Below are 20074 nucleotides of genomic sequence, written 5' to 3'. Positions count from 1 at the left end.
AAGGGTGTGCCGACCGTCGGCCGGCACACCGGCAATCAGTAGGCGTTCGGGTTGTTGCCCATCTCTTCGGTGGTGGTCTTGCCCTTCAGCACACGGTACACCCAGGTGGTGTAGGCGAGGATGATCGGCAGGAACACCGCCGTGGCCAGCAGCATGATCCACAGGGTCAGGTGGCTGGACGAGGCATCCCACACGGTCAGGCTGGAGGTGGGCTGGCTCGAGGACGGCAGCAGGAACGGGAAGATGGCGAAGCCGACGGTCAGGATGATGCCGGCGATAGCCGCACCGGAGGCGATGAAGGCCAGGCCACCACGACGGGCACGCAGCAGCACCGCACTGGCCAGCAGGCCCGCCAGGCCGAGCAGCGGGGCCAGGATCGTGGCCGGCATCGCGCTGTAGTTGCGCATCCAGCCACCGGCGGCGCCGAGTTCGGCGGTCTTCAGCAGCGGATTGGTGGCGCCATCGGTAACCACCTGCGAGGTGATCTGGTAACCCGGCAGGCCGAAGGCCACCCAGGCGCCACCCACTGCGAACAGCACGAAGGCGATGATTGCCGCGATGCTGCCGAAGCGGGCAGCACGCTCGGCCACCGGGCCGTCGGTCTTGATCACCAGCATGGCCGCACCGTGGGCGACCAGCATCGACACGCTGAGCAGGCCGGCCAGCAGCGCGAAGGGCATCAGCAGGCCGAAGAACGAGCCGGTGTAGAAGATGCGCATGCTGTCATCGAAATGGAACGGAACGCCCAACAACACGTTGCCCACGGCCACGCCCATGATCAGTGCGGGAATGAAGCCACCGATGAACAGCGCCCAGTCCCAGGTGTTGCGCCAGCGTTCGCTGGGCATCTTGCTGCGGAACTTGAAGCCGACCGGACGCAGGATCAGGGCGAACAGGATCACGAACATCGCCAGGTAGAAGCCAGAGAAGCTGACCGCATACAGCGGCGGCCAGGCGGCAAAGATTGCGCCACCGCCCAGGATCAGCCACACCTGGTTGCCTTCCCAGACCGGGCCGATGGTGTTGATCACCCGGCGGCGTTCGGCATCAGTGCGGGCGACGAAGGGCAGCAGGGTGCCCACGCCCAGGTCGAAACCATCCATCACGGCGAAACCGATCAGCAGGATGCCGAGCAGCAGCCACCAGATCACGCGCAGCGTGGTGTAGTCCAGAAGAATGAAATCCATCTTGGTTCTCCTGCCTCAGGCCTGGCCGGCGGCGGGCGCCGAGGCATTGTGGGAAGCATGCGGCTGGGGCGACTGCAGCGAAGGCAGCAACTCGTCCGGACCCTTGCGGATCGCCTTGAGCATCAGCTTGATCTCGACCACGATCAGCGCGGTGTAGATCGCGGTGAAGCCGGCCAGGGTCAGCACGATTTCATGCAGGGCCAGGCCCGATGCCGCATAGAAGGTCGGCAGCACGCCATCGACCGCCCACGGCTGGCGACCATACTCGGCCACGAACCAGCCGCACTCGATCGCGATCCACGGTGCCGGCAGCGTCCACAGGGCCAGCTTGAGGAACCAGCGCTTGTCCTGGAAGTTGTTGCGGCACGAGTAGTAGAAGGCCAGCGCGAAGAAGGCGATCAGGTAGAAGCCCAGGCCGGCCATCACGCGGAAGGTCCAGAACAGCGGCATCACGCGCGGCACGGTATCCATCGCCGCCTGCGAGATCTCCTGCGGGGTGGCGTTGAGGATGTCATCGCGGTAGCGCTTGAGCAGCAGGCCGTGGCCCAGGTCCTGCCAGTGGCGGTCGAACATCTCGCGTGCTTCCACGTCGTTCTTGTTCGCACGCAGGCGTTCCAGCGCGCCGTAGGCGAGCTGGCCGCCGCGCACGCGGTGTTCGGCGCGCTCGACCAGTTCCAGGATGCCTGGAATCGGCTGGTTCAACGAACGGGTGGCGATCAGGCCCATCAGGTAGGGGATCTTCACCGCATAGTCGTTCTGGTGGGTGTCCTGGTTCGGGATGCCGAAGGCGGTGAAGTCGGCCGGCGCACGCTCGGTCTCCCACATCGCTTCGATCGCGGCCAGCTTCATCTTCTGGTGTTCACTGGCGGCGTAACCGCTCTCGTCACCCAGCACCACCACCGACAGCGATGACAGCAGGCCGAACGCTGCGGCCACCGCGAACGAACGACGGGCCAGGTCCTTGTGCTTGTTGCGCAGCAGGAACAGGGCACTGATCGCCATCACGAACACCGCACCGGTCACATAACCGGCGCTGACGGTGTGCACGAACTTGGCCTGCGCCACCGGGTTGAACACCACCGCCATGAAGTCGACCACTTCCATGCGCATGGTTTCCGGGTTGAACACCGCACCGGTCGGGTTCTGCATCCAGCCGTTGGCGACCAGGATCCAGATCGCCGACAGGTTGGTACCCAGCGCCATCAGCCAGGTCACCATCAGGTGCTTGACCTTGGTCAGGCGGTTCCAGCCGAAGAAGAACAGGCCGACGAAGGTGGCTTCCAGGAAGAAGGCCATCAGGCCTTCGATGGCCAGCGGCGCACCGAAGATGTCACCGACGTAGTGGCTGTAGTAGGACCAGTTCATGCCGAACTGGAATTCCATGACGATGCCGGTGGCGACGCCCATGGCGAAGTTGATGCCGAACAGGACGCCCCAGAACAGGGTCATCCTGCGCCAGATCTCCTTGCCGGTCATCACGTACACGCTCTCCATGATGGCCACCATGAAGGACAGGCCGAGGGTGAGCGGTACGAATAGGAAGTGGTACATCGCGGTCAGCGCGAATTGCAGCCGCGACAGTTCTACGACTGTCTGATCAATCATGGCCTGGCTACCTCGTTGGATAGTGCCGTTGCAGGTGGCGGGAAGGGTGGTCTACGACGTGAATGATGTGACCGACTACTTCAAACAGCCTTGATCCAGATCAATGTATGAACAGGTGCCCCGGTCGATCGTATGCCAACCTGATGAAGACTGCGACTGCTGGCCGCAGAGGCCGGCCATTGCCTGCGCCTACAATGCCGTGTCTCCCCCGTTGCCCGTGAAGACCCCTTGAGCGCTGCCGAAACCTCCTCCGTCGCCCTGTCCCAGGACGCCGAAACGACCCGCCAGCGGCGCGCCCGCAGCGCGTGGCTGGCCGATCTGGCGCGGCCTGCTCGAGGCCGCCAGCGGCTGGCGGCACTGTGCATCAGCCTGTCCGGTGCCCTGTTGATCGGCCAGGCGGCCGCCATCGCCTGGCTGGTGCAGCAGGTGCTGGTAGAGCGCGCGCCGCTGGCCTCGGGGTTGCCGGTGCTGGGCGGTCTGGCGGCGATCCTGGTGGCGCGCACGCTGCTGGGCAGCGCCACCCAGGCCGCCGCCGGTGATGTGGCCGATGCCGCGCGGTTGGCCCTGCGTGAACGCGTGTTCGGACGCCTGCTTGGCCTGGGGCCGCTGTGGCTGCGCCAGCGCCGCACCGGCGAACTGGGCGAACTGATGCTGCATCACGCTGATGCGATCGAGAGCTATTACAGCGGTTTCCTGCCGGTACGCACCGAAGTAGTGGTGGTGCCGCTGCTGATCCTGGCCGCCGTAGCCTGGGTCGACTGGGTGGTGGCGCTGATCCTGCTGTTCACTGCACCGTTGGTACCGTTCTTCATGATGCTGGTGGGCTGGGGGGCCGAAGCGGCCGGCCGCGCGCAGCTGGGTGAGCTGGCGCGGATGAGCGGCCATTTCGCCGACCGCATCAAGGGCCTGGGCCTGCTGCGCCTGTATGGCCGCGGCGAGGCTGAGCTGGAGGGGATCGAGGCGGCTGCCGAAGGCGTGCGCGTGCGCACCCTGAAGGTTCTGCGCATCGCTTTCCTGTCGTCCACGGTGCTGGAGTTCTTCGCCTCGGTCAGCGTGGCGATGGTCGCCCTGTACCTCGGGCTGAGCTATCTGGGCATGATGTCGCTGCATGCAACGGTACCGACGCTGGGGGCGGGCCTGTTCTGCCTGCTGCTGGCGCCGGAATTCTATGCGCCGTTGCGACGGCTGGCCGCCCACTACCACGACCGTGCCAATGCGCTGGCTGCCGCTGCCGAGGTGGAGCGCCTGCTGCAGTCGCTGCCCGATGAGCAGGGCCTGATCGAGAACGAAGCTGCGCCGCTGGCGGTGGAGCCGGCCGAGGCCGCGCTGCCGCCGCTGCGGGCACAGGGTCTGGTGCTGCGTCCGCTGGGCGCGCCGCACGATGTGCTGCAGGATCTGGACGTGCTGCTGGAACCGGGCCAGCGCCTGGCCCTGGTCGGTCCCAGCGGGTCCGGCAAGAGTACGTTGCTGGAGGCGCTGGCCGGTTGGCTGCCGCCGCGTGCCGGCAAGCTGCAGGTGCGTCCCGGCGTGCAGGTGGCCTATGCCAGCCAGCGTCCGTACCTGTTCCACGGCAGCATCGCCGACAACCTGCGCCTGGCCGATCCCGGCGCCAGCGATGCGCGCCTGCGCGCGGTGGCCGAGGCTTCGCAGGTACTGCAGTTTGCGCAGCGCCTGCCGCAGGGGCTGGATACGGTGATCGGCGAACGTGGCTTCGGCCTGTCCGGTGGTGAGGCGCGTCGCATCGGCCTGGCCCGCCTTCTGCTGCGTGATCCGCAGGTGCTGCTGCTGGACGAACCCACCGCGTTCCTGGATGCCGATACCGAAGCGGCATTGCTGCGCAGCCTGGCCGCATATGCACGTGGCCGCAGCGTGGTGGTCGCCACCCACAGCCCGGCGGTGATCGCCTGGGCCGATCGTTGCCTGCTGCTGCCGGAAGGCCGCCTGGTAGAACCGGCACAGGCGGTGCGCGCATGAGCCGTTCACCTGATTCGCTGCGCGCGGTGTTCCTGCGTCATCGTCCACGCCTGTTGCTGACGATCCTGTTGTTGTGGACCACGATGCTGGCCGGCACTGCATTGCTGGGCCTGTCCGGTGGTTTCCTCACCGCGGCCGCGCTGGCCGGTGCCGCAGGCCTGGGGCAGGGATTCAATTTCTTCTCGCCGTCTGCGGGTATCCGTGGCTTGACCATGGCGCGCATCGTGTCGCGCTACTTCGAAAAGCTGGTGGGCCACGATGCCACCCTGCGCATCGCCCGCGATCTGCGCGTCTGGTTCTTCCGCCGCGCGCTGCCACTGGCGCCGGCACGGCTGGGGGCTACGCGTACCGGCGAGTTGCTGGCGCGACTGCTGGGCGACATCGGCGAAGTTGATGGCCTGCTGGTACGTGCGATCGGGCCGCTGGTGGCGCTGGGTGCGCTGTCGGTGGTGGCGGTTGCATCGGCGGCGCTGATCCTGCCGTCGGCGGCAGTCCTGCTGGCGGTGCTGGCGCTGCTGATCGCCTTCGGTGTGCCGTGGCTGGGCGTGCGTGGCCACGATGATGAAGAAGCCGACCGCGCCGCACATCGCGCCGCATTGCGCACCGCGGCCTTTGAGGGGTTGGAGGGGGCGGGAGATCTGGCCGCGCTGCATGCCGATGCCGCGTGGCAGCTGAAGGTGCGCGTGGCAGCCAAGCAGTTGGCCTCGCGTGACCGCCGCCGTCGCTGGCGCCTGATCGCGGCCTCGACCCTGCACGGCCTGGTGGCCGGGCTGGGCCTGGTGGCGATGCTGGCGTTGGCCCTGCACGCCGCCGAACAGCAGCGCATCGCGCCGGAGATGGCGGCGGGCCTCGTGTTCCTGACCGTGGCGTTGATCGAACTGTGGGCCGGCATGGGCCTGGCCTGGCAGTCGCTGCAGTCCGGGCGCATTGCCGCAGATCGCCTGCAGGCGATCGTCGAGCAACCGCCGACGGTGGACGATCCGCAAGTGCCACAGCCGGTGCCGCAAGCCGCGCGCGTGCATTGGGACGATGTGCATTTCCAGTGGCCGGGCGCGGCGCGGCCGGTGCTGTCCGGCCTCCAGCTGACCCTGGCGCCAGGCGAACGCATCGCCATCCGCGGCGACAGCGGCAGTGGCAAGACCACGCTGTCCAGCCTGCTGCTGCGGCTGTGGGATCCGCAGCAGGGGCGAATCACCTATGGTGGCCGCGATCTGCGCGACGTCGCCCAGGCTGAGTGGCACCAGCAACTGGCGTGGCTGCCACAGAACGCACCGGTGTTTGCCGGCAGCGTGGCAGAAAACCTGCGGCTGGGCGATCCCGATGCCAGCGACGCCGCCTTGTGGGCGGTCCTCCGTCGCGTGCGCCTGGGCGACTGGGCCGAGCGCAACGGTGGCCTGCAGGCCTGGGTGGGCGAGAACGGCGCGACGATGTCGGCCGGCCAGGCGCGACGGCTGGCGCTGGCGCGGGCGCTGCTGCGCAACGCGCCGATCCTGCTGCTGGACGAACCAACCGAAGGGTTGGACGTGGATACCGCACGTGCGCTGCTGCACGATCTCTCCGGGTTGCTGGACGGGCGCAGCCTGTTGATGATCACCCACGACGACCTGCCCGAAGGCGTGGTCGATGCGCAGTACCGGTTGCGTGATGGGGTGTTGATCCGCGAATCGTGACGATGGTCCGGTAGTGCCGGCCGCTGGCCGGCAATTGAAGCGTCTGAGGTTGCCGGCCAGCGGCCGGCACTACCGATGGCGAGGGTTATCGCGAAAATTCGCGCAGCAGTACCGCGATCGAGGCCACGTTGGCCAGCACGCACAGCCAGAACACCCATTGGAACGCGGCCTTGCGGTGCTTGTGGCGGAACATCGCCTGGCCCAGCAGCGCGCCGGGCCAACCACCGGCAAAGGCCAGCAGCTGCAGGGTGCGCTCGGGAATCCGCCACTGCTTTCGCTGCGCCGCGCGCTTGTCATGGCCATAGAGCCCGAACGACACCGCGCTGGCCAGCACGCACCAGCCGCCCAGCCACAGCGGCAGCACGCCGCTGATCATCAGCGCGATCAACGCGCCGAAGGCAGCCAGCGCGAGATTACGCCGCCACGCCACTTACAGCGCGTCGAGGAAGCCGCGCACGGCCGGGCCGAAACGCTCGAAATCGACGAGGAAGGCGTCGTGGCCCTGCGGCGATTCCAGGCCGATGAAGTGCGCATCGGCACCGCCGGCGCGCAGGCCATCGGCAATCTGTTGCTGCTGCTGCACGGGGAACAGGATGTCGGTGTTGGCGCCGATCGCCAGCGCCTTCTCCACACGGATCTTCGCAAGCCCGGCCAGCACGTTGCCGTCGGCATACTCGGCCAGGTCGAACCAGTCCATCGAGCGGCTCAGGTACAGGTAGCAGTTGGGATCGAAGAAACGCACGAAGCGCCGTGCGTGGCCTTCCAGATAGCTTTCCACCTGGAATTCCAGGCCGAACGGATCGTCGTCGGTCTGGTCCGAATCCAGCCGCACGCGGCCGAAGCGGCCATCCCACTCCAGCGCCGAGCGGTAGGTGATCACGCCCAGCTTGCGCGCCATGCGCATGCCGGACTCGGGGTACTCGGCATCGTCGTAGTGGCCGCCATTCCAGCGCGGGTCAAGGCGGATTGCCTCGCGCTGCAGCGAGCGGATCGCGATCGAGAACGGCAACGCCTGCGCGCTGCCGGAAATGTTGACGTGGCTGCGCGCGATGCCCGGATGCAGCATCAGGATGGCAAGGGCCGTCATGCCGCCCATCGAGTTGCCGACCACGCAGGCCAGCCGCTCGATACCGAGTGCACGCACGACGTCGACGGCGGCGCGGGCACCGTCTTCGATCGACAGCTCGGGGAAGTCCAGGCGGTAGGGCTCACCGTTGGCCGGGTTGAGCGAAGCGGGGCCGGTCGAGCCCTTGCAGCTGCCCAGCGAATTCACGCATACCACGAACCAGCGGTTGGTATCGATCGGCTTGCCGGGGCCAACCATCGCTTCCCACCAGCCCGGTGCCGGGTTGGCCTCGTTGGCCGCTGCATGCGCGTCTGGGGACAGGCCGGTCACGATCAGGATCGCATTGCTGGCATCGGCCGCCAGCGTTCCCCAGGTCTCGTAGGCCACGCGCGCGCCGTGCAGGGCGCCACCGCGCTTGAACGGGAACGGCGAAGGCAGGGCGTGGAAGCGGGTGCCGGGCGGGATGAATTCGGTCATGCACGCATTCTAGCGGGGCGGCATGCGGAGCTGGCGACACGCTGGATTCCATCGGCGATGCAGGTAGTGCCGGCCGCTGGCCGGCAACCTCATGAATCCTGATGCGCCTGCGTGGTTGCCGGCCAGCGGCCGGCACTACCGGGCGGCGCGTTATGGAAACCGCAGTTCCACCACGCCTTCATGCGGCAGGCTTACCTTCACTGGAACGCTCTGCAGGTCGCCCTCGCTGCGATTGGCGCTACCAGTACGCGAGATGCGTGCCAGCACTTCCACTTCGCGATGGGCCGACAGCGGTGCGGTTGGCATCGGACTGTCACCGTCGCCCAGCCCGACCGTGTCCGGGAATCCGCTCAGCGGCAGCTTGCGAGCGGCCACCGGCATCGGCGGGCCGCCGACGGCACGGGCCAGCACGAACACCTGGGTGCTGGCGGGCCACTCGGCGTTGTTCAGTGCCGGCAGCTGCACGCGCACCTGCAGCTGCGCCGGTGGCGCCGCAACGCCAGCATCGGGCGCATGGCCGGCGGCCTCGCGGGCAATCGCGATCTGCGCCTGCAGCGCCTGCGCGGCACCCGGTTCCAGTCGCGGCAGCAGGCCGCTCCACACGTCCGCAGCCTCGGCATTCCTTCCGCGTTGGCGCAGGGCGATGCCCAGCAGCCAGCTGGCGCGCTCGGCGTCGGGGGCCTGTGTACGTGCCTGCTGCAACCAGGTCATCGCGGTGTCATCGAACTGCTTGCCGGCATCAGCCTGCGCGCGCGCCTGCGCGGCTTCCACCAGCACGCCCGGATCATCCGGTGCCAATTCGGCGGCCTTCGAGAAGGCGTCTGCCGCAGCTGAGGCATTGCCCAGTTCGGCCTGCGAACGCCCGAGCAATGCCCAGCCATCGGCACGCTGAGGGTCGCGCTTCAGTGCATCCTGCAGGGCCTGCACGCCATCGCGCAGGGTGGCCACCGACGGCGTCGGCTGTACCTGTGCTGCACGCGGATCACCGACCAGCAGGTACAGGCAGGCACCGGCCACGCCCAGTGCGAACACGCCGACCACGAAACCGCGACGACCGTGGTGGCGCAGCGGCCACAGCACCAGTGCTGCCATCAGCGCTGCAACCAGGCCGGCCAGCACCGGCAGCCAAGGGTTCACCATTCGTCTCCTTCATCGGCCTTGCCGGCCGGCGCCGCGCCGACGGTGCGTCCACGTCGGCGGACGATGCCCAGCACCACCAGTGCACCGGCGCCGAGCACCAGCAGGGGGCCACCCCACAGCAGCCAGGTGCCCGGCTGCAACGGTGGTTGATAGAGCACGAACTCACCGTAGCGGGCGACCAGGAACTGCTTGATCTGTGCGTCGTCGTGGCCCTGCTGCATCAGCTGCAGCACCTCGCGGCGCAGGTCCTGCGCGATCTGTGCGTTCGAATCGGCCAGCGACTGGTTCTGGCACTGCACGCAGCGCAGTTGTGCGGCCAGGTCATGGAAGCGGCGCTCCTCGGCATCGTCGCGGAACTGCAGCGGCTGTGGATCGTGCAGCGGCTGCTGGGCCAGCACGACCAGCGGCAGCATCAGGAGCAGCAGCGCCAGCAGCCAGCGCATCGGCTCAGGGCGCCGTATGCAGGGTGTTGCCGGCACTGCCCTGGGCCTTCTCGATCTTCTCCAGTGCCGGGATCAGCTTCTCATCGATCACGCGCTGGGTCATCGCGCCACTGTACTTCCAGCGCACGATGCCGCTGCCATCAACCAGGAAGGTTTCTGGCGCAGCGGTCACGCCCCAGTCGATCGCGGTGCGGCCCTCGACGTCGCTAAGCACCACCATGAACGGGTTGCCCAGCTGCTCCAGCCAGTGCAGCGCGTCGGTCGGATCATCCTTCCAGTTGTAGCCGATCACGCGCACGCGCTTGCTCTCGGCAAAGCGGGTCAGTACCGGGTGTTCTTCGCGGCAGGCCGCGCACCAGCTGCCCCAGACGTTCAGCAGATAGGGCGCGCCGCGCAGCTCGTCGCTGTGTACGATCATTTCCGGGTCATGCAGCACCGGCAGCGCGAACGCCGGCGCCGGCTTGTCGATCAGCGCCGACGGCAGCACGTCGCGCTGCGGGTCGCCCGATTTCATCACCCCGTAGATCATCAGCCCGAGCAGGCCGAAGAAGAACAGCACGCCGATCACGATGGCTACCGGCGGCAGCGGGCGGGAGGGGCGCGGGGCGGGGGACTCGGACATGGGAACTCCTACGGACGACGGAAACGGCGGTCGGCGGCGGTGATGAATCCGCCCAGGGCCATCAGCAGCGCGCCGAGCCAGATCCAGCGCACGAACGGCTTGATGTGCACCCGGACCGCCCATGCATTGTTGCCCAGCGGCTCGCCCAATGCCACGTAGACATCACCGTCGAAGCGTGCATCGATGCCGGCCTCGGTCATCACCTGGCCGCCACTGGCGTACTGGCGCTTCTCGGGATGCAGCAGGGCCTGCTCGCGGCCGTTGCGGAACACCCGCAGGTGGCCCCGATCAGCGATGAAATTCGGCCCTTCGCGATGGTCCACGCCTTCGAAGCGGACTTCGTAGCGACCGACCACCAGCTGCTGCCCCGGTGCCAGCGCCACTTCGCGCTGCACGTTCAGCGCTTCGACCAGCAGGGCGCCGGCCAGGAACACGGCGATGCCGGCGTGGGCGACGATCATGCCGAGCATTTCGGCGGTGAAGCGGCCGTTGCCGCGCAGGCGCTGCCAGACGAAGCGTGCGGTGCCGAGTGCGACCCAGGCCGCAGCGGCGACGCCGATGCCGGCCTTCCAGCCATTCTGCGGTGCCTGCCACCAGACCAGCGCGCCCAGCAATACCGCCAGGCCCAGCCAGGGTACCAGCAGCGCGAAGGCGCGCGAGGGCTGGTCACGCTGCCATTTCACCAGCGGGCCGAACGGCAGCAACAGGATCATCGGTGCCATCAGCAGCAGGAACAGGCTGCCGAAGTAGGGCGGACCGACCGAGATCTTGCCCAGCGACAGCGCATCGGCCAGCAGCGGGTACAGCGTGCCGAGCAGCACCATCGCGCAGGCGGTGGCCAGCAGCAGGTTGTTCGCCAGCAGCAGGGTCTCGCGCGAGGTGGCGGTGAAGCCACGGCGCGGATCATCGGCATCCACGCTCAGCTGGCTGGCACGCAGCGCATACAGCAGCAGGCTGCCGCCCACCAGTACCGACAGGAACACCAGGATGAACAGGCCGCGCGAGGGATCGGCAGCGAACGAATGCACGCTGGTCAGCACGCCCGAGCGCACCAGGAAGGTGCCCAGCAACGACAGCGCGAAGGCGGCGATCGCCAGCAGCAGGGTCCAGCTGCCGAAGGTGCCGCGCTTTTCGGTGACGGCCTGTGAATGGATCAGTGCCGCACCGACCAGCCACGGCATGAAGCTGGCATTTTCCACCGGGTCCCAGAACCACCAGCCGCCCCAACCCAGCTCGTAGTAGGCCCACCAGCTGCCCAGTGCGATGCCCAGGGTCAAAAAGCCCCAGGCGACGTTGGTCCACGGCCGCGTCCAGCGCAGCCAGCGCGCATCCACGCGACCTTCCAGCAGCGCCGCTACCGCGAATGCGAAGGGCACCGCGAAGCCTACGTAGCCCAGGTACAGCATCGGTGGATGGATGATCAGCCCCGGATCCTGCAGCAGCGGATTGAGGTCGCGGCCTTCCAGCGGTGCAGGGTTCAGGCGCAGGAACGGATTGGAGGTGAAGATCAGGAAGGCGAGGAAGCCGACGCTGACAATGCCCATCACCGCCAGTACGCGCGCCTGCACCGGTGCCGGCAGGTGCCGCGAGAACAGCGCCACCGCGCCGGTCCACAATGCCAGCACCAGCGCCCACATCAGCAGCGAGCCCTCGTGCGCGCCCCACACCGCCGAATAGCGGTAGATCAGCGGCAGCAGCGAATTGGAGTTCTCGGCCACATAGCGCACCGAGAAATCCTGCTGCACGAACGCGGTGGTCAGCACCGCGAAGGCGCCGGCCAACAGCAGCAACTGCGCGAAGGCGGCAGGCCGCGCCACTGCCATCCATGCCGCGTTGTTGCGATGCGCACCGGCCAGCGGCAGGCCGGCCTGCAGCAGCGAGGCCAGCAACGCACACAACAGCAGGATCTGACCCAGTTCGGGCAGCACTCAGCGCACCTCGGGGGCTGTCACCGGCACGTCGTGCTTGCGATGGGCATCGCCCATCTTGTCGGCCACTTCCTTCGGCACGTACTTCTCATCGTGCTTGGCCAGCACTTCGTCGGCGACGAAGACGCCGTCCTTCAGGCGGCCACTGGCGACCACCGCGGTGCCTTCGGCGAACATGTCCGGCAGGATCCGCGAGGTGGTCACCGCCAGCTGTGCATCGCCGTCGGTCACGTCGAAGCGCGCCTCCAGCGAGCCGACCGGGCGGTTGAAGGAGCCCTTCACCACCATGCCGCCCAAGCGGAAACGCGACTGTGCATCGACATCGCCGCGCAGCACTTCCGAAGGGGTGTACAGGTAGGCGATGTTGCGTTCCAGCGCCATCGCCACCAGCGCGGTGGCCAGGCCGGAGGCGAGCAGGGCCAGCAGCACCCACACCAGGCGGCGACGCTGCACCGGGGTCATCGTTCCAGCTCCGTCGACAGCGGCGTCGCCGCGTCCTGCCTGCCAGCGCGGGTCTGCTGCCGCTGCTGGCGGGCCAGTGCCAGCCGGCGCGCCACGCGCAGGCGCAGCCACGAACCGAGGGCATCGGCGCTGAGCACCAGCACGAATACGGCGTAGGCGCCGATCACATAGGGCAGGTGTGTCATGGCTGGGCCTCCCGGGTGGCGCGCGCGGCATCGACACGGCCGCCGACCCAGGCCTTGCCGGCCTCGCGGTCGAGATTGTCGGCGCGGGCCTTGGCCAGCACCGAACCGGCGAACCAGAACTTGGTGCCGATCACCATCCACCACAGCGGCGCGATCATCGCGCTGCTGATCGCCGATTCACCGAACACGTTGATCGACTGGCGCTGGTGCAGGCCGCCCCACCAGTCCACCGAATAGCGGATCACCGGCAGCAGGCTGACACCTACAATGGCCAGCAGGCCAGCGGCGCGCGCGGCGCTGCGGCGGTCTTCGATGGCGTGGTACAGGCCGATCACGCCCAGGTACAGGAACAGCAGTACCAGTTCGCTGGTCATGCGCGGGTCCCAGTCCCACCAGGTGCCCCAGGTGCCCTTGCCCCAGATGCTGCCGGTCAGCAGGGTGATGAGGGTGAAGCCGGCGCCCATCGGCGCGCAGGCCATGGCCAGGATCTCGCAGACCTTGATCCGCCAGATCAGCGCGATCGCGGCATACAGCGCCATCAGCGCGAACACGAACAGGCTCATCCAGGCACTGGGGACGTGGATGTAGAGGATGCGGAAGCTGTCCAGCTGCTTGGCTTCCGGCGGCACCACCAGCAGCGCCTGCCACATGCCGACCAGCAGCACCGGCACTGCGGCGAGGTAGAACACCCGCGACCAGCGGGCAGCGAAACGGTCGAACGTGGGAGGCGAACCGAGTTGGTGGAACCAGCGGACAATCGGATTCATGCGTGGCGGCTATCCAGCAGGGGTGGATTGGCTCTCAGCTCGGTCAACTCAGAGAAATACGTATTGCAGCGGCGGTGGCCAGCGGCGCCAGCACCAGCGCGACCAGCAGGCCGGCGCCCAGCATCAGCAGCGCACCGACCGGATCCTGCCCGCGCCCGGCTGCCGCCAGGCTGCCTGCGCCGAACACCAGCACCGGCACGTACAGCGGCAACGACAGCAACGCCACGAGAATACCAGAGCGCCGGATGCCAACGGTCAGTGCAGCGACCACGCCACCGATCAGGCTCAGCAACGGCGTTCCCAGCAGCAACGATGCCAGCAACATCGGCAGCTGGTCATGCGGCAGATGCAGCATTTCGGCCAGCAGCGGGCTGACCACGATCAGCGGCAGTGCCGTGGTGGCCCAGTGCAGCAGCACGCGCACCAGTACCAGCCAGGCCAGCGGCACCGGCGCCAGCAGCCACTGTTCCAGCGAGCCATCTTCGGCGTCGGAACGGAACAGCGAATCCAGCGACAGCTGTCCCGCCAGCAGCACGGCCAGCCACAGCACCGCGCCGGCGGTGGCGGCCAGCAGTTGTGGCTCACGACCCTGGGCCAGCGCGAACAGCACCACCACCAGCACCGCGAACAGCAGCGGTTGCAGCGCGTCGCCGCGGCGGCGCCAGAGCAGGCGCAGGTCGCGCTTGAGCAGGGCGCCTGCGGTCTGCCACAGGCCTGGTTCGGTACCCGGCGCGATCATGCGGCACCGCCGAGGTCGAGCTGGCGGGTGCGCACCGGCGGTGCGGCATAGGCGCCGTGGGTGGTGACCAGCGCAGCGCCACCGGCGCGCAGGTGCGCCGAAATCATCCGGTTGACCAGAGTGATGCCCTCCAGGTCGAGGTTGGCGTAGGGTTCGTCGAGCAGCCACAGTGGCGCCGGCGACAGCCAGATGCGCGCCAGTGCCAGCCGCCGCTTCTGCCCGGCCGACAGGTGGCGTACCAGAGTGTCCTCGTAACCGGCCAGGCCGACGATGGCCAGCGCGTTGCCGGGCATCTGCCGCGCACGGCGGCCGTGCAGGCCGCACAGGAAGTGCAGGTTCTCCAGCGTGCCGAGGTCCGGCTTCAGCGCCGGCAGGTGGCTGAGATAGGCGACATAGCGCGCACGCTCGGCGTTGCTGGCGGGCTTGCCATCGATCCGCACCTGGCCGGCGCCGGGCCGGGTCAGGCCGGCCAGCACGCGCAGCAGAGTGGTCTTGCCGGCGCCGTTGCCACCCTGCACCAGCAGGGCTTCACCCGCGTCCACATGGAAGTCCAGCGGGCCGAACACCGGCTCGTCATTGCGGGAGAAGCTCAGGCCGCTGGCGGCCAGCAATGCAGGGGTGTTCAAGGGGCAGGGGTCTTCATGCCGGAGTGCGGTGGCAATTGTAGCGGTGAATTCACAGGGTAGTGCCGGCCGCTGGCCGGCAATTTCGCCATCTGCCAGCCGAGGTTGCCGGCCAGCGGCCGGCACTACCGACGCGCGGATTGCGTAAACTCGGAGGCCTTGTTACCCACAGTCCAGGCCGATGCAACCCACCACCAAGCTGCCCAAGGTCGGTACCACGATCTTCACCGTGATGTCCCAGCTCGCCGCCGAACACGGCGCGGTCAACCTGGGCCAGGGTTTCCCGGACTTTTCCGCGCCGCAGCGCCTGATCGATGAGACGGCCAAGGCGATGGCCGCCGGGCTGAACCAGTACCCGCCGATGACCGGCGTGGCGCCGCTGCGCCAGGCCATCGCCCAGAAGGCGCTGGACTGCTACGGCGCGCAGGTGGATGCGGACAGCGAGATCACCGTCACCAGTGGCGGTACCGAGGCCATCTTCAACGCCATCCACGCCGTGGTGCGTGCCGGCGAAGAAGTGATCGTGCTCGACCCGGCCTATGACTGCTATGAACCGGCGATCGATCTGGCCGGTGCCAAGGCCGTGCATGTGTCGCTGGATCCGCAGACCTTCGCCGTCGACTGGGACCGCGTGCGTGCGGCGATCACCCCGCGCACACGCATGCTGATCGTCAACACCCCGCACAACCCGTCCGGCGCGATGCTGTCGGCGCAGGACATGCAGGCGCTGGCCGAGCTGCTGCGCGGCACGCAGATCTACCTGATCTCCGATGAGGTGTATGAGCACATCATCTATGACGGCCGCCGCCATGAATCGGCGCTGCGCTACCCGGAACTGCGCGAGCGCGCGTTCGTGATCTCCAGCTTCGGCAAGACCTACCACTGCACCGGCTGGAAGATCGGCTATGCGATCGCCCCGCCGGCGCTGACCGCCGAGTTCCGCAAGGTGCACCAGTACAACACCTTCACCAGCTTCGGCCCGGCGCAGTACGGTTTCGCCGCGATGATCCGCGATGAGCCGGAACACCACCTGGAACTGGGCGCGTTCTACCAGGCCAAGCGCGACCGTTTCCGCGAGCAGCTGGCCAGCACCCGCCTGAAGGCGCTGCCGGTGCCGGGCGGCTACTTCCAGCTGGTCGACTACTCGGCCATCAGCGACCTGCCGGACCATGAGTTCGTGAAGTGGCTGACCATCGAGAAGGGCGTGACCGCCATCCCGCTGTCGCCGTTCTACGAGACTCCTCCGGCCGGCCAGCGCCTGGTGCGCCTGTGCTTCGCCAAGAACGAAGCGACCATGGACGCGGCGATCGAACGCCTGCGCCTGCTGTGAGCGGAGGCGTGGACATGCAGGATCTGCGTATTTCCCTCGTCCAGGGCGACACCCGCTGGCACGACCCGGCCGGCAACCGCGCCTACTACGGCGCGCTGCTGGCACCGCTGGCCGGCACCACCGACCTGGTGATCCTGCCGGAGACCTTCACCAGTGGTTTCTCCAACGAGGCCATTGCCCAGGCCGAAGGCATGGACGGCCCGACCGTGGCCTGGGTGCGCGAGCAGGCCAGGGCCTTGAACGCGGCGGTGATCGGCAGCGTGCAGCTGCGTGATGGCGAAGGCGTCTACAACCGCCTGCTGTTCGCCACGCCCGATGGCACGCTGGAGTACTACGACAAGCGCCACCTGTTCCGTTACGGCGGCGAGCACGAGCGTTATGCCGCCGGCCGCGAGCGCCTGAGCGTGGAATGGAAGGGCTGGCGGATCAATCCGCAGGTCTGCTACGACCTGCGCTTCCCGGTGTTCTGCCGCAACCGCTACAACGTCGAGCGTCCGCAGCAGCTGGACTTCGATCTGCAGATCTTCGTGGCCAACTGGCCGTCGGCGCGCGCCTATGCGTGGAAGACCCTGCTGCGCGCGCGCGCGATCGAGAACCTGTGCTTCGTGGCGGCGGTAAACCGCGTCGGCGTGGACGGCAACCAGCTGCACTACGCCGGCGACAGCGCGGTGATCGACTTCCTCGGCCAGCCGCAGGTGGAGATCCGCGAACGCGAACAGGTGGTGACCACCACCATCTCGGCCGATGCCTTGGCCGCGCATCGCGCGCGCTTCCCGGCGATGCTCGATGCCGATGCCTTCCACCTGGATGAACAGGCCTGAGCCACGGCCTGAACACCGCCGCACCAGCGCGCGCGCCTGCATCCAACGTGCACGCGCGCACTGCTAGATTCGCCGTCAGTCCGACCGAACTGGAAGTCCTGCCATGAACAAGCCTTTCGCCGTGCTGCTGGCCCTGTCTGCTGCAACGCTGGCCCCGGCTGCGCACGCTGCCGGCAATCTCGATTGCCAGCTGCGCTACAACCTGTCCGGCTGGTCGCTGATCTACAAGACCGCCTCCGGCAACGGCACCGTCACCTGCAGCAATGGCGCCAGCATGCCGGTACGTATCGAAGTGAAGGGCGGCGGCCTGACCGTGGGCAAGTCGAAGATCACCAATGGGCGTGGCAGCTTCACCGGTGCGGTCAGCGTCAACGAACTGCTGGGTACCTACGCCTCGGTGGGTGCGCATGCGGGTGCGGTGAAGTCCAGCAACGCGCAGGTGATGACCAAGGGTGACATCTCGCTGGCCCTGTCCGGTACCGGCAAGGGCTGGGACCTGGGCGTGGACGGCGCCGCCTTCACCATCAGCCGGCGCTGAGGCGCGTCGGCTCGGCAGTTCCCCAGCTGATGCGGATGTAGTGCTGTTCGGAGTCGCTCAACAGCCGTTCGACAACGAAACCATTTTTCAGCAATTGTGCGACCGCGTCTTCGACGAGCTGCCCGCTGGCCATTACCTGGCTGAAGCCGAACACGATGTAGCGACGGCCATTTTCCGAGCCGGCCTGGATGGCGTTGTCGAGGTCGCGGTAGAACAGTTCGATCGGGCGCTTGGCGGCGTCAGCATTGGCGCGGGCCTGTTCGGCGGTGATGGTGATCATGGGCATCTGCCTTGGGTAGGACAGCGCGCACGATAGCCAGCGAATCAAAGCCGTTCCCGGAAGCCGCGCACAGTGCGCTCCATTTGCAGCAATTCCTAGGTCGCAGCGGGACGCCGTCGCTGCAGCCACAAGGCCAGCAGGCCACACACGATAACGGTCGGTGCCAGCAACTGCACTGCACCAACCAACGCCATTGCCGCACCGATCAACAGGTAGTAGAGCAGGCCGAACAGCGCGCCTGCGCTGCCGAGACAGTGTGGATAGCCGCGCAGGGCCTGGCCGAGCACATTGGGAATGGCCAAGCCGAAGCCCGTCACCACCGGCACCATCGCCGCGACCAGGGCAGGGTGATCATGCAGCAGCGCAGCCAGCAGGCCTCCCGTCAGAACCAGGCCTGCGGCGATGCGGATGCGCGTGGCCGCGGCAACGCCGGCACGCAGCAGGCGGCCATTGCCCCACGCGCCCAGTGCCGAGCCCAGTGCCAGCACCGCGCCGCTTGCACCGAACCAAGCCAGCGGCCAATGCAGTCGTTCAAACACGAACGGACCCAGCGCGTACCAGCTGTACATGGCCACGTTGAACGCCGTCACCAGCAGCGCCTGTGACCAGATCCAGCGATCGCGCAGCAGTTGCCGCAGCAGCGGCAGCATGGGTGTGTGCGCGACTTCGGCAGGGCGGCTCTCGTGCAGGCCGGATGTGCATCCGAGCATCAGCAGGATGACCATCAGCAGGAGGCCGGCCTGCACACCGGCATAGCCATGGCGGCCCACCAGCAGCGTGCCCAGTGCAAGGCCGATGGCCGGACTCAGGGCCAGGGCCATGCCGATCCAGGAGAATGCCTGCGCCAACGCCGGCCCCTGCAGATGGTCGCGCAGCACGGTCTGGGTGACCACCGAAGCGGCCGCGGCGCCGACCGCGGCCAGCGCTTGGGCCAGCAACACCGGGCCGAAGCTGCCAGCCAGCAGGCCGCCCAGTGCAGCCACGGCAAAGATGCCGAGGCCACAGAGAATGGCCGGGCGACGACCGATACGATCGGCCAGGCGCCCCCACAGCAGCACGCCTGCAGCGAAGCCGAACAGATACAGGCTCATGGCCTGGCTGGCGGTACCCGGCGGCAGGGCGAAGCGTTTGCCCAGATCGGCCAGGGCCGGGCTGTACAGGGTCTGCGCCAGCTGGGGAAACATCAGCAGCGCGATGGTGAGCAACAACAGGCGACGCGACATGCGGGCGCTCCACGAACAGGGCCGCGCATTGTGGTCGCGCCTGCAATGGCGCACTCTCTCCATCCTGTCATTGGATATATGAAATCGGACATGGCCTGGTTGCAGCCGGACGCGCCCTTCGACGCTGATGCCTGGAGCGCTCCGGTGCTGGGGATCGCGGCGTCACTGGCGGATCACGATTCGGGTTGGCACCAGCATGCACGCGCGCAGCTGCTCTACACCCGGCAGGGCTGTACGCGCCTGACCTACGGTGATCGCATCAGCCTGCTGCCGCCTGCGCGCGCGGCGTGGATTCCGGGCGGGCTGCGCCATCGCGCGCAGATGCGCCAGGCGGTCGACTACCGTTCGTTGTACTTCGACGCCACCCTGTCGGCCCAGCTGCCCCGGCAACCGGCGATCATCGGCGTAGGTCCGCTGCTGCAGGCCTTGCTGGAGCCGATCGCGCAGGCACCGTTCGACCATGACTGGCAATTGCCGCGCGCGCACCATCAACTGGCGTTGTGCGTGCTGGAAATCGCCGCTGCACCGGTGGCGCCGATGGACCTGCCTTTGCCGCGTGATCCACGCATTGCACGTTGCCTGCCGCTGGCCGAACAGCTGCCGCCCGAACTGGGCGAGCTGGCCGAGCGCGCGGGTCTGAGCGTGCGCACCATTGGCCGGCTGATGCAACGTGATACCGGCATGGGCTATCAGGCTTGGCGCCAGCAATGGCGCCTGATGAGGGCCATGGAGCTGTTGCTGCTCGGGCATCGCGTCGCGCATGTGGCGCAGGACACTGGCTTTTCCGCCGAGAGCCCGTTCATCGCCTTCTTCCGCAGCATGGCCGGCACCACGCCCGCCGCTTTCCAGCGCCACGCAAAAGGGGACGGAGGGGATTAAGTCGTTTTCGCCCCTTCGACACATGGCGTGGCGAAAACGACTTAATCCCCTCCGTCCCCTTTTTAAAGAAAAACCCCGGCCTGGGCCGGGGTTTCTCATTTCAGCGTGGCCTGTG

The 20074-nt window shown here is 67.6% G+C and carries 21 protein-coding genes; 6 read left to right on the top strand and 15 right to left on the bottom strand.

The window, feature by feature from the left end:
- Positions 1-35: 35 nt before the first annotated feature.
- On the bottom strand, positions 36-1187 hold the full coding sequence (cydB, locus tag AC5P8U_RS01080) for a cytochrome d ubiquinol oxidase subunit II (RefSeq protein ID WP_053501030.1): 1152 nt from the start codon (positions 1185-1187) through the stop codon (positions 36-38).
- 15 nt (positions 1188-1202) lie between these two features.
- On the bottom strand, positions 1203-2792 hold the full coding sequence (locus AC5P8U_RS01075) for a cytochrome ubiquinol oxidase subunit I (RefSeq protein WP_053501033.1): 1590 nt from the start codon (positions 2790-2792) through the stop codon (positions 1203-1205).
- 228 nt (positions 2793-3020) lie between these two features.
- Between AC5P8U_RS01075 and cydD the strand changes: the two genes are divergently transcribed.
- Both cydD and cydC read left to right on the top strand, forming a co-directional pair.
- The gene (cydD, locus tag AC5P8U_RS01070) at positions 3021-4766 is read left to right on the top strand and encodes a thiol reductant ABC exporter subunit CydD (protein WP_088497654.1); all 1746 of its coding nucleotides are present in this window, start codon (positions 3021-3023) and stop codon (positions 4764-4766) included.
- On the top strand, positions 4763-6436 hold the full coding sequence (gene cydC, locus AC5P8U_RS01065) for a thiol reductant ABC exporter subunit CydC (protein ID WP_334271383.1): 1674 nt from the start codon (positions 4763-4765) through the stop codon (positions 6434-6436). The genes cydD and cydC overlap by 4 nt, the downstream gene beginning before the upstream one ends.
- A gap of 85 nt (positions 6437-6521) precedes the next feature.
- Here cydC and AC5P8U_RS01060 read toward each other — a convergent pair whose 3' ends face one another.
- From AC5P8U_RS01060 to ccmA, 11 genes are all read right to left on the bottom strand, one after another.
- Positions 6522-6866, bottom strand: coding sequence for a DUF1294 domain-containing protein (locus AC5P8U_RS01060; RefSeq protein ID WP_061478025.1), 345 nt, complete (start codon positions 6864-6866; stop codon positions 6522-6524).
- Positions 6867-7979, bottom strand: a complete 1113-nt coding sequence (gene metX / locus AC5P8U_RS01055; protein WP_072168381.1) for a homoserine O-acetyltransferase MetX — start codon at positions 7977-7979, stop codon at positions 6867-6869.
- Between the two features lie 150 nt (positions 7980-8129).
- Positions 8130-9119, bottom strand: a complete 990-nt coding sequence (locus tag AC5P8U_RS01050; RefSeq protein ID WP_447897578.1) for a tetratricopeptide repeat protein — start codon at positions 9117-9119, stop codon at positions 8130-8132.
- On the bottom strand, positions 9113-9562 hold the full coding sequence (locus tag AC5P8U_RS01045) for a cytochrome c-type biogenesis protein (protein ID WP_447897577.1): 450 nt from the start codon (positions 9560-9562) through the stop codon (positions 9113-9115). Before AC5P8U_RS01045 ends, AC5P8U_RS01050 begins: the two co-directional genes overlap by 7 nt.
- 4 nt (positions 9563-9566) lie before the next feature.
- Positions 9567-10184 carry a DsbE family thiol:disulfide interchange protein gene (locus tag AC5P8U_RS01040; RefSeq protein WP_072168378.1) on the bottom strand — a complete coding sequence of 206 codons (618 nt, stop codon included), beginning with the start codon at positions 10182-10184 and terminating at the stop codon, positions 9567-9569.
- Between the two features lie 8 nt (positions 10185-10192).
- A complete protein-coding gene (locus AC5P8U_RS01035) occupies positions 10193-12112 on the bottom strand; it encodes a heme lyase CcmF/NrfE family subunit (protein WP_088496663.1) in 1920 nt (639 codons plus the stop codon).
- Positions 12113-12574: a cytochrome c maturation protein CcmE gene (gene ccmE, locus AC5P8U_RS01030; protein WP_088496664.1), complete on the bottom strand. Its 462-nt coding sequence runs from the start codon at positions 12572-12574 to the stop codon at positions 12113-12115.
- Positions 12571-12759, bottom strand: coding sequence for a heme exporter protein CcmD (locus AC5P8U_RS01025; protein ID WP_061478018.1), 189 nt, complete (start codon positions 12757-12759; stop codon positions 12571-12573). The genes ccmE and AC5P8U_RS01025 overlap by 4 nt, the downstream gene beginning before the upstream one ends.
- Positions 12756-13526: a heme ABC transporter permease CcmC gene (gene ccmC, locus AC5P8U_RS01020; RefSeq protein WP_061478017.1), complete on the bottom strand. Its 771-nt coding sequence runs from the start codon at positions 13524-13526 to the stop codon at positions 12756-12758. The genes AC5P8U_RS01025 and ccmC overlap by 4 nt, the downstream gene beginning before the upstream one ends.
- Before the next feature lie 43 nt (positions 13527-13569).
- Positions 13570-14265 (bottom strand): heme exporter protein CcmB, encoded by a 696-nt coding sequence (gene ccmB / locus AC5P8U_RS01015; protein ID WP_006456616.1) that lies wholly within the window; start codon positions 14263-14265, stop codon positions 13570-13572.
- Positions 14262-15014, bottom strand: coding sequence for a heme ABC exporter ATP-binding protein CcmA (ccmA, locus tag AC5P8U_RS01010; protein ID WP_430543876.1), 753 nt, complete (start codon positions 15012-15014; stop codon positions 14262-14264). Before ccmA ends, ccmB begins: the two co-directional genes overlap by 4 nt.
- A 55-nt stretch (positions 15015-15069) precedes the next feature.
- On the opposite strand from ccmA, the gene AC5P8U_RS01005 reads away from it, so the two are divergent.
- From AC5P8U_RS01005 to AC5P8U_RS00995, 3 genes are all read left to right on the top strand, one after another.
- Positions 15070-16218, top strand: coding sequence for a pyridoxal phosphate-dependent aminotransferase (locus AC5P8U_RS01005; RefSeq protein ID WP_072168376.1), 1149 nt, complete (start codon positions 15070-15072; stop codon positions 16216-16218).
- 14 nt (positions 16219-16232) lie between these two features.
- Positions 16233-17039 carry an amidohydrolase gene (locus AC5P8U_RS01000; RefSeq protein WP_061478015.1) on the top strand — a complete coding sequence of 269 codons (807 nt, stop codon included), beginning with the start codon at positions 16233-16235 and terminating at the stop codon, positions 17037-17039.
- Positions 17040-17142: 103 nt separating this feature from the next.
- Positions 17143-17577 carry a hypothetical protein gene (locus AC5P8U_RS00995; RefSeq protein WP_061478014.1) on the top strand — a complete coding sequence of 145 codons (435 nt, stop codon included), beginning with the start codon at positions 17143-17145 and terminating at the stop codon, positions 17575-17577.
- Here the strand turns inward: AC5P8U_RS00995 and AC5P8U_RS00990 are convergent.
- Together AC5P8U_RS00990 and AC5P8U_RS00985 are read right to left on the bottom strand one after the other, a co-directional pair.
- Entirely contained in the window at positions 17564-17857 is a 294-nt protein-coding gene (locus tag AC5P8U_RS00990) for a hypothetical protein (RefSeq protein ID WP_088496667.1), read from the bottom strand. The two genes, AC5P8U_RS00995 and AC5P8U_RS00990, sit on opposite strands and share 14 nt — an antisense overlap.
- A gap of 95 nt (positions 17858-17952) precedes the next feature.
- Positions 17953-19080, bottom strand: coding sequence for an MFS transporter (locus AC5P8U_RS00985; RefSeq protein ID WP_088496668.1), 1128 nt, complete (start codon positions 19078-19080; stop codon positions 17953-17955).
- Positions 19081-19170: 90 nt separating this feature from the next.
- Between AC5P8U_RS00985 and AC5P8U_RS00980 the strand changes: the two genes are divergently transcribed.
- On the top strand, positions 19171-19959 hold the full coding sequence (locus AC5P8U_RS00980) for an AraC family transcriptional regulator (protein ID WP_088496669.1): 789 nt from the start codon (positions 19171-19173) through the stop codon (positions 19957-19959).
- The last annotated feature ends 115 nt before the right edge of the window (positions 19960-20074 follow it).

The organism is Stenotrophomonas sp. YJH_SMC_81 (assembly GCF_059370875.1).
The sequence above is the reverse complement of the archived record's forward strand: the minus strand, read 5'-3'. Positions and strand labels throughout refer to the sequence as shown.

What these genes read in the sequence shown, in the direction of transcription:
- AC5P8U_RS00980 (WP_088496669.1), top strand. Translation starts at nt 19,171, where the DNA reads ATGGCCTGGTTGCAGCCGGACGCGCCCTTCGACGCTGATGCCTGGAGC.
- AC5P8U_RS01075 (WP_053501033.1), bottom strand. Translation starts at nt 2,792, where the DNA reads ATGATTGATCAGACAGTCGTAGAACTGTCGCGGCTGCAATTCGCGCTG.
- AC5P8U_RS01025 (WP_061478018.1), bottom strand. Translation starts at nt 12,759, where the DNA reads ATGACACACCTGCCCTATGTGATCGGCGCCTACGCCGTATTCGTGCTG.
- AC5P8U_RS01005 (WP_072168376.1), top strand. Translation starts at nt 15,070, where the DNA reads ATGCAACCCACCACCAAGCTGCCCAAGGTCGGTACCACGATCTTCACC.
- ccmB (WP_006456616.1), bottom strand. Translation starts at nt 14,265, where the DNA reads ATGATCGCGCCGGGTACCGAACCAGGCCTGTGGCAGACCGCAGGCGCC.
- ccmE (WP_088496664.1), bottom strand. Translation starts at nt 12,574, where the DNA reads ATGACCCCGGTGCAGCGTCGCCGCCTGGTGTGGGTGCTGCTGGCCCTG.
- ccmC (WP_061478017.1), bottom strand. Translation starts at nt 13,526, where the DNA reads ATGAATCCGATTGTCCGCTGGTTCCACCAACTCGGTTCGCCTCCCACG.
- AC5P8U_RS01050 (WP_447897578.1), bottom strand. Translation starts at nt 9,119, where the DNA reads ATGGTGAACCCTTGGCTGCCGGTGCTGGCCGGCCTGGTTGCAGCGCTG.
- AC5P8U_RS00985 (WP_088496668.1), bottom strand. Translation starts at nt 19,080, where the DNA reads ATGTCGCGTCGCCTGTTGTTGCTCACCATCGCGCTGCTGATGTTTCCC.
- AC5P8U_RS01000 (WP_061478015.1), top strand. Translation starts at nt 16,233, where the DNA reads ATGCAGGATCTGCGTATTTCCCTCGTCCAGGGCGACACCCGCTGGCAC.
- AC5P8U_RS00990 (WP_088496667.1), bottom strand. Translation starts at nt 17,857, where the DNA reads ATGATCACCATCACCGCCGAACAGGCCCGCGCCAATGCTGACGCCGCC.
- cydB (WP_053501030.1), bottom strand. Translation starts at nt 1,187, where the DNA reads ATGGATTTCATTCTTCTGGACTACACCACGCTGCGCGTGATCTGGTGG.
- AC5P8U_RS01040 (WP_072168378.1), bottom strand. Translation starts at nt 10,184, where the DNA reads ATGTCCGAGTCCCCCGCCCCGCGCCCCTCCCGCCCGCTGCCGCCGGTA.
- AC5P8U_RS01045 (WP_447897577.1), bottom strand. Translation starts at nt 9,562, where the DNA reads ATGCGCTGGCTGCTGGCGCTGCTGCTCCTGATGCTGCCGCTGGTCGTG.
- cydC (WP_334271383.1), top strand. Translation starts at nt 4,763, where the DNA reads ATGAGCCGTTCACCTGATTCGCTGCGCGCGGTGTTCCTGCGTCATCGT.
- metX (WP_072168381.1), bottom strand. Translation starts at nt 7,979, where the DNA reads ATGACCGAATTCATCCCGCCCGGCACCCGCTTCCACGCCCTGCCTTCG.
- AC5P8U_RS00995 (WP_061478014.1), top strand. Translation starts at nt 17,143, where the DNA reads ATGAACAAGCCTTTCGCCGTGCTGCTGGCCCTGTCTGCTGCAACGCTG.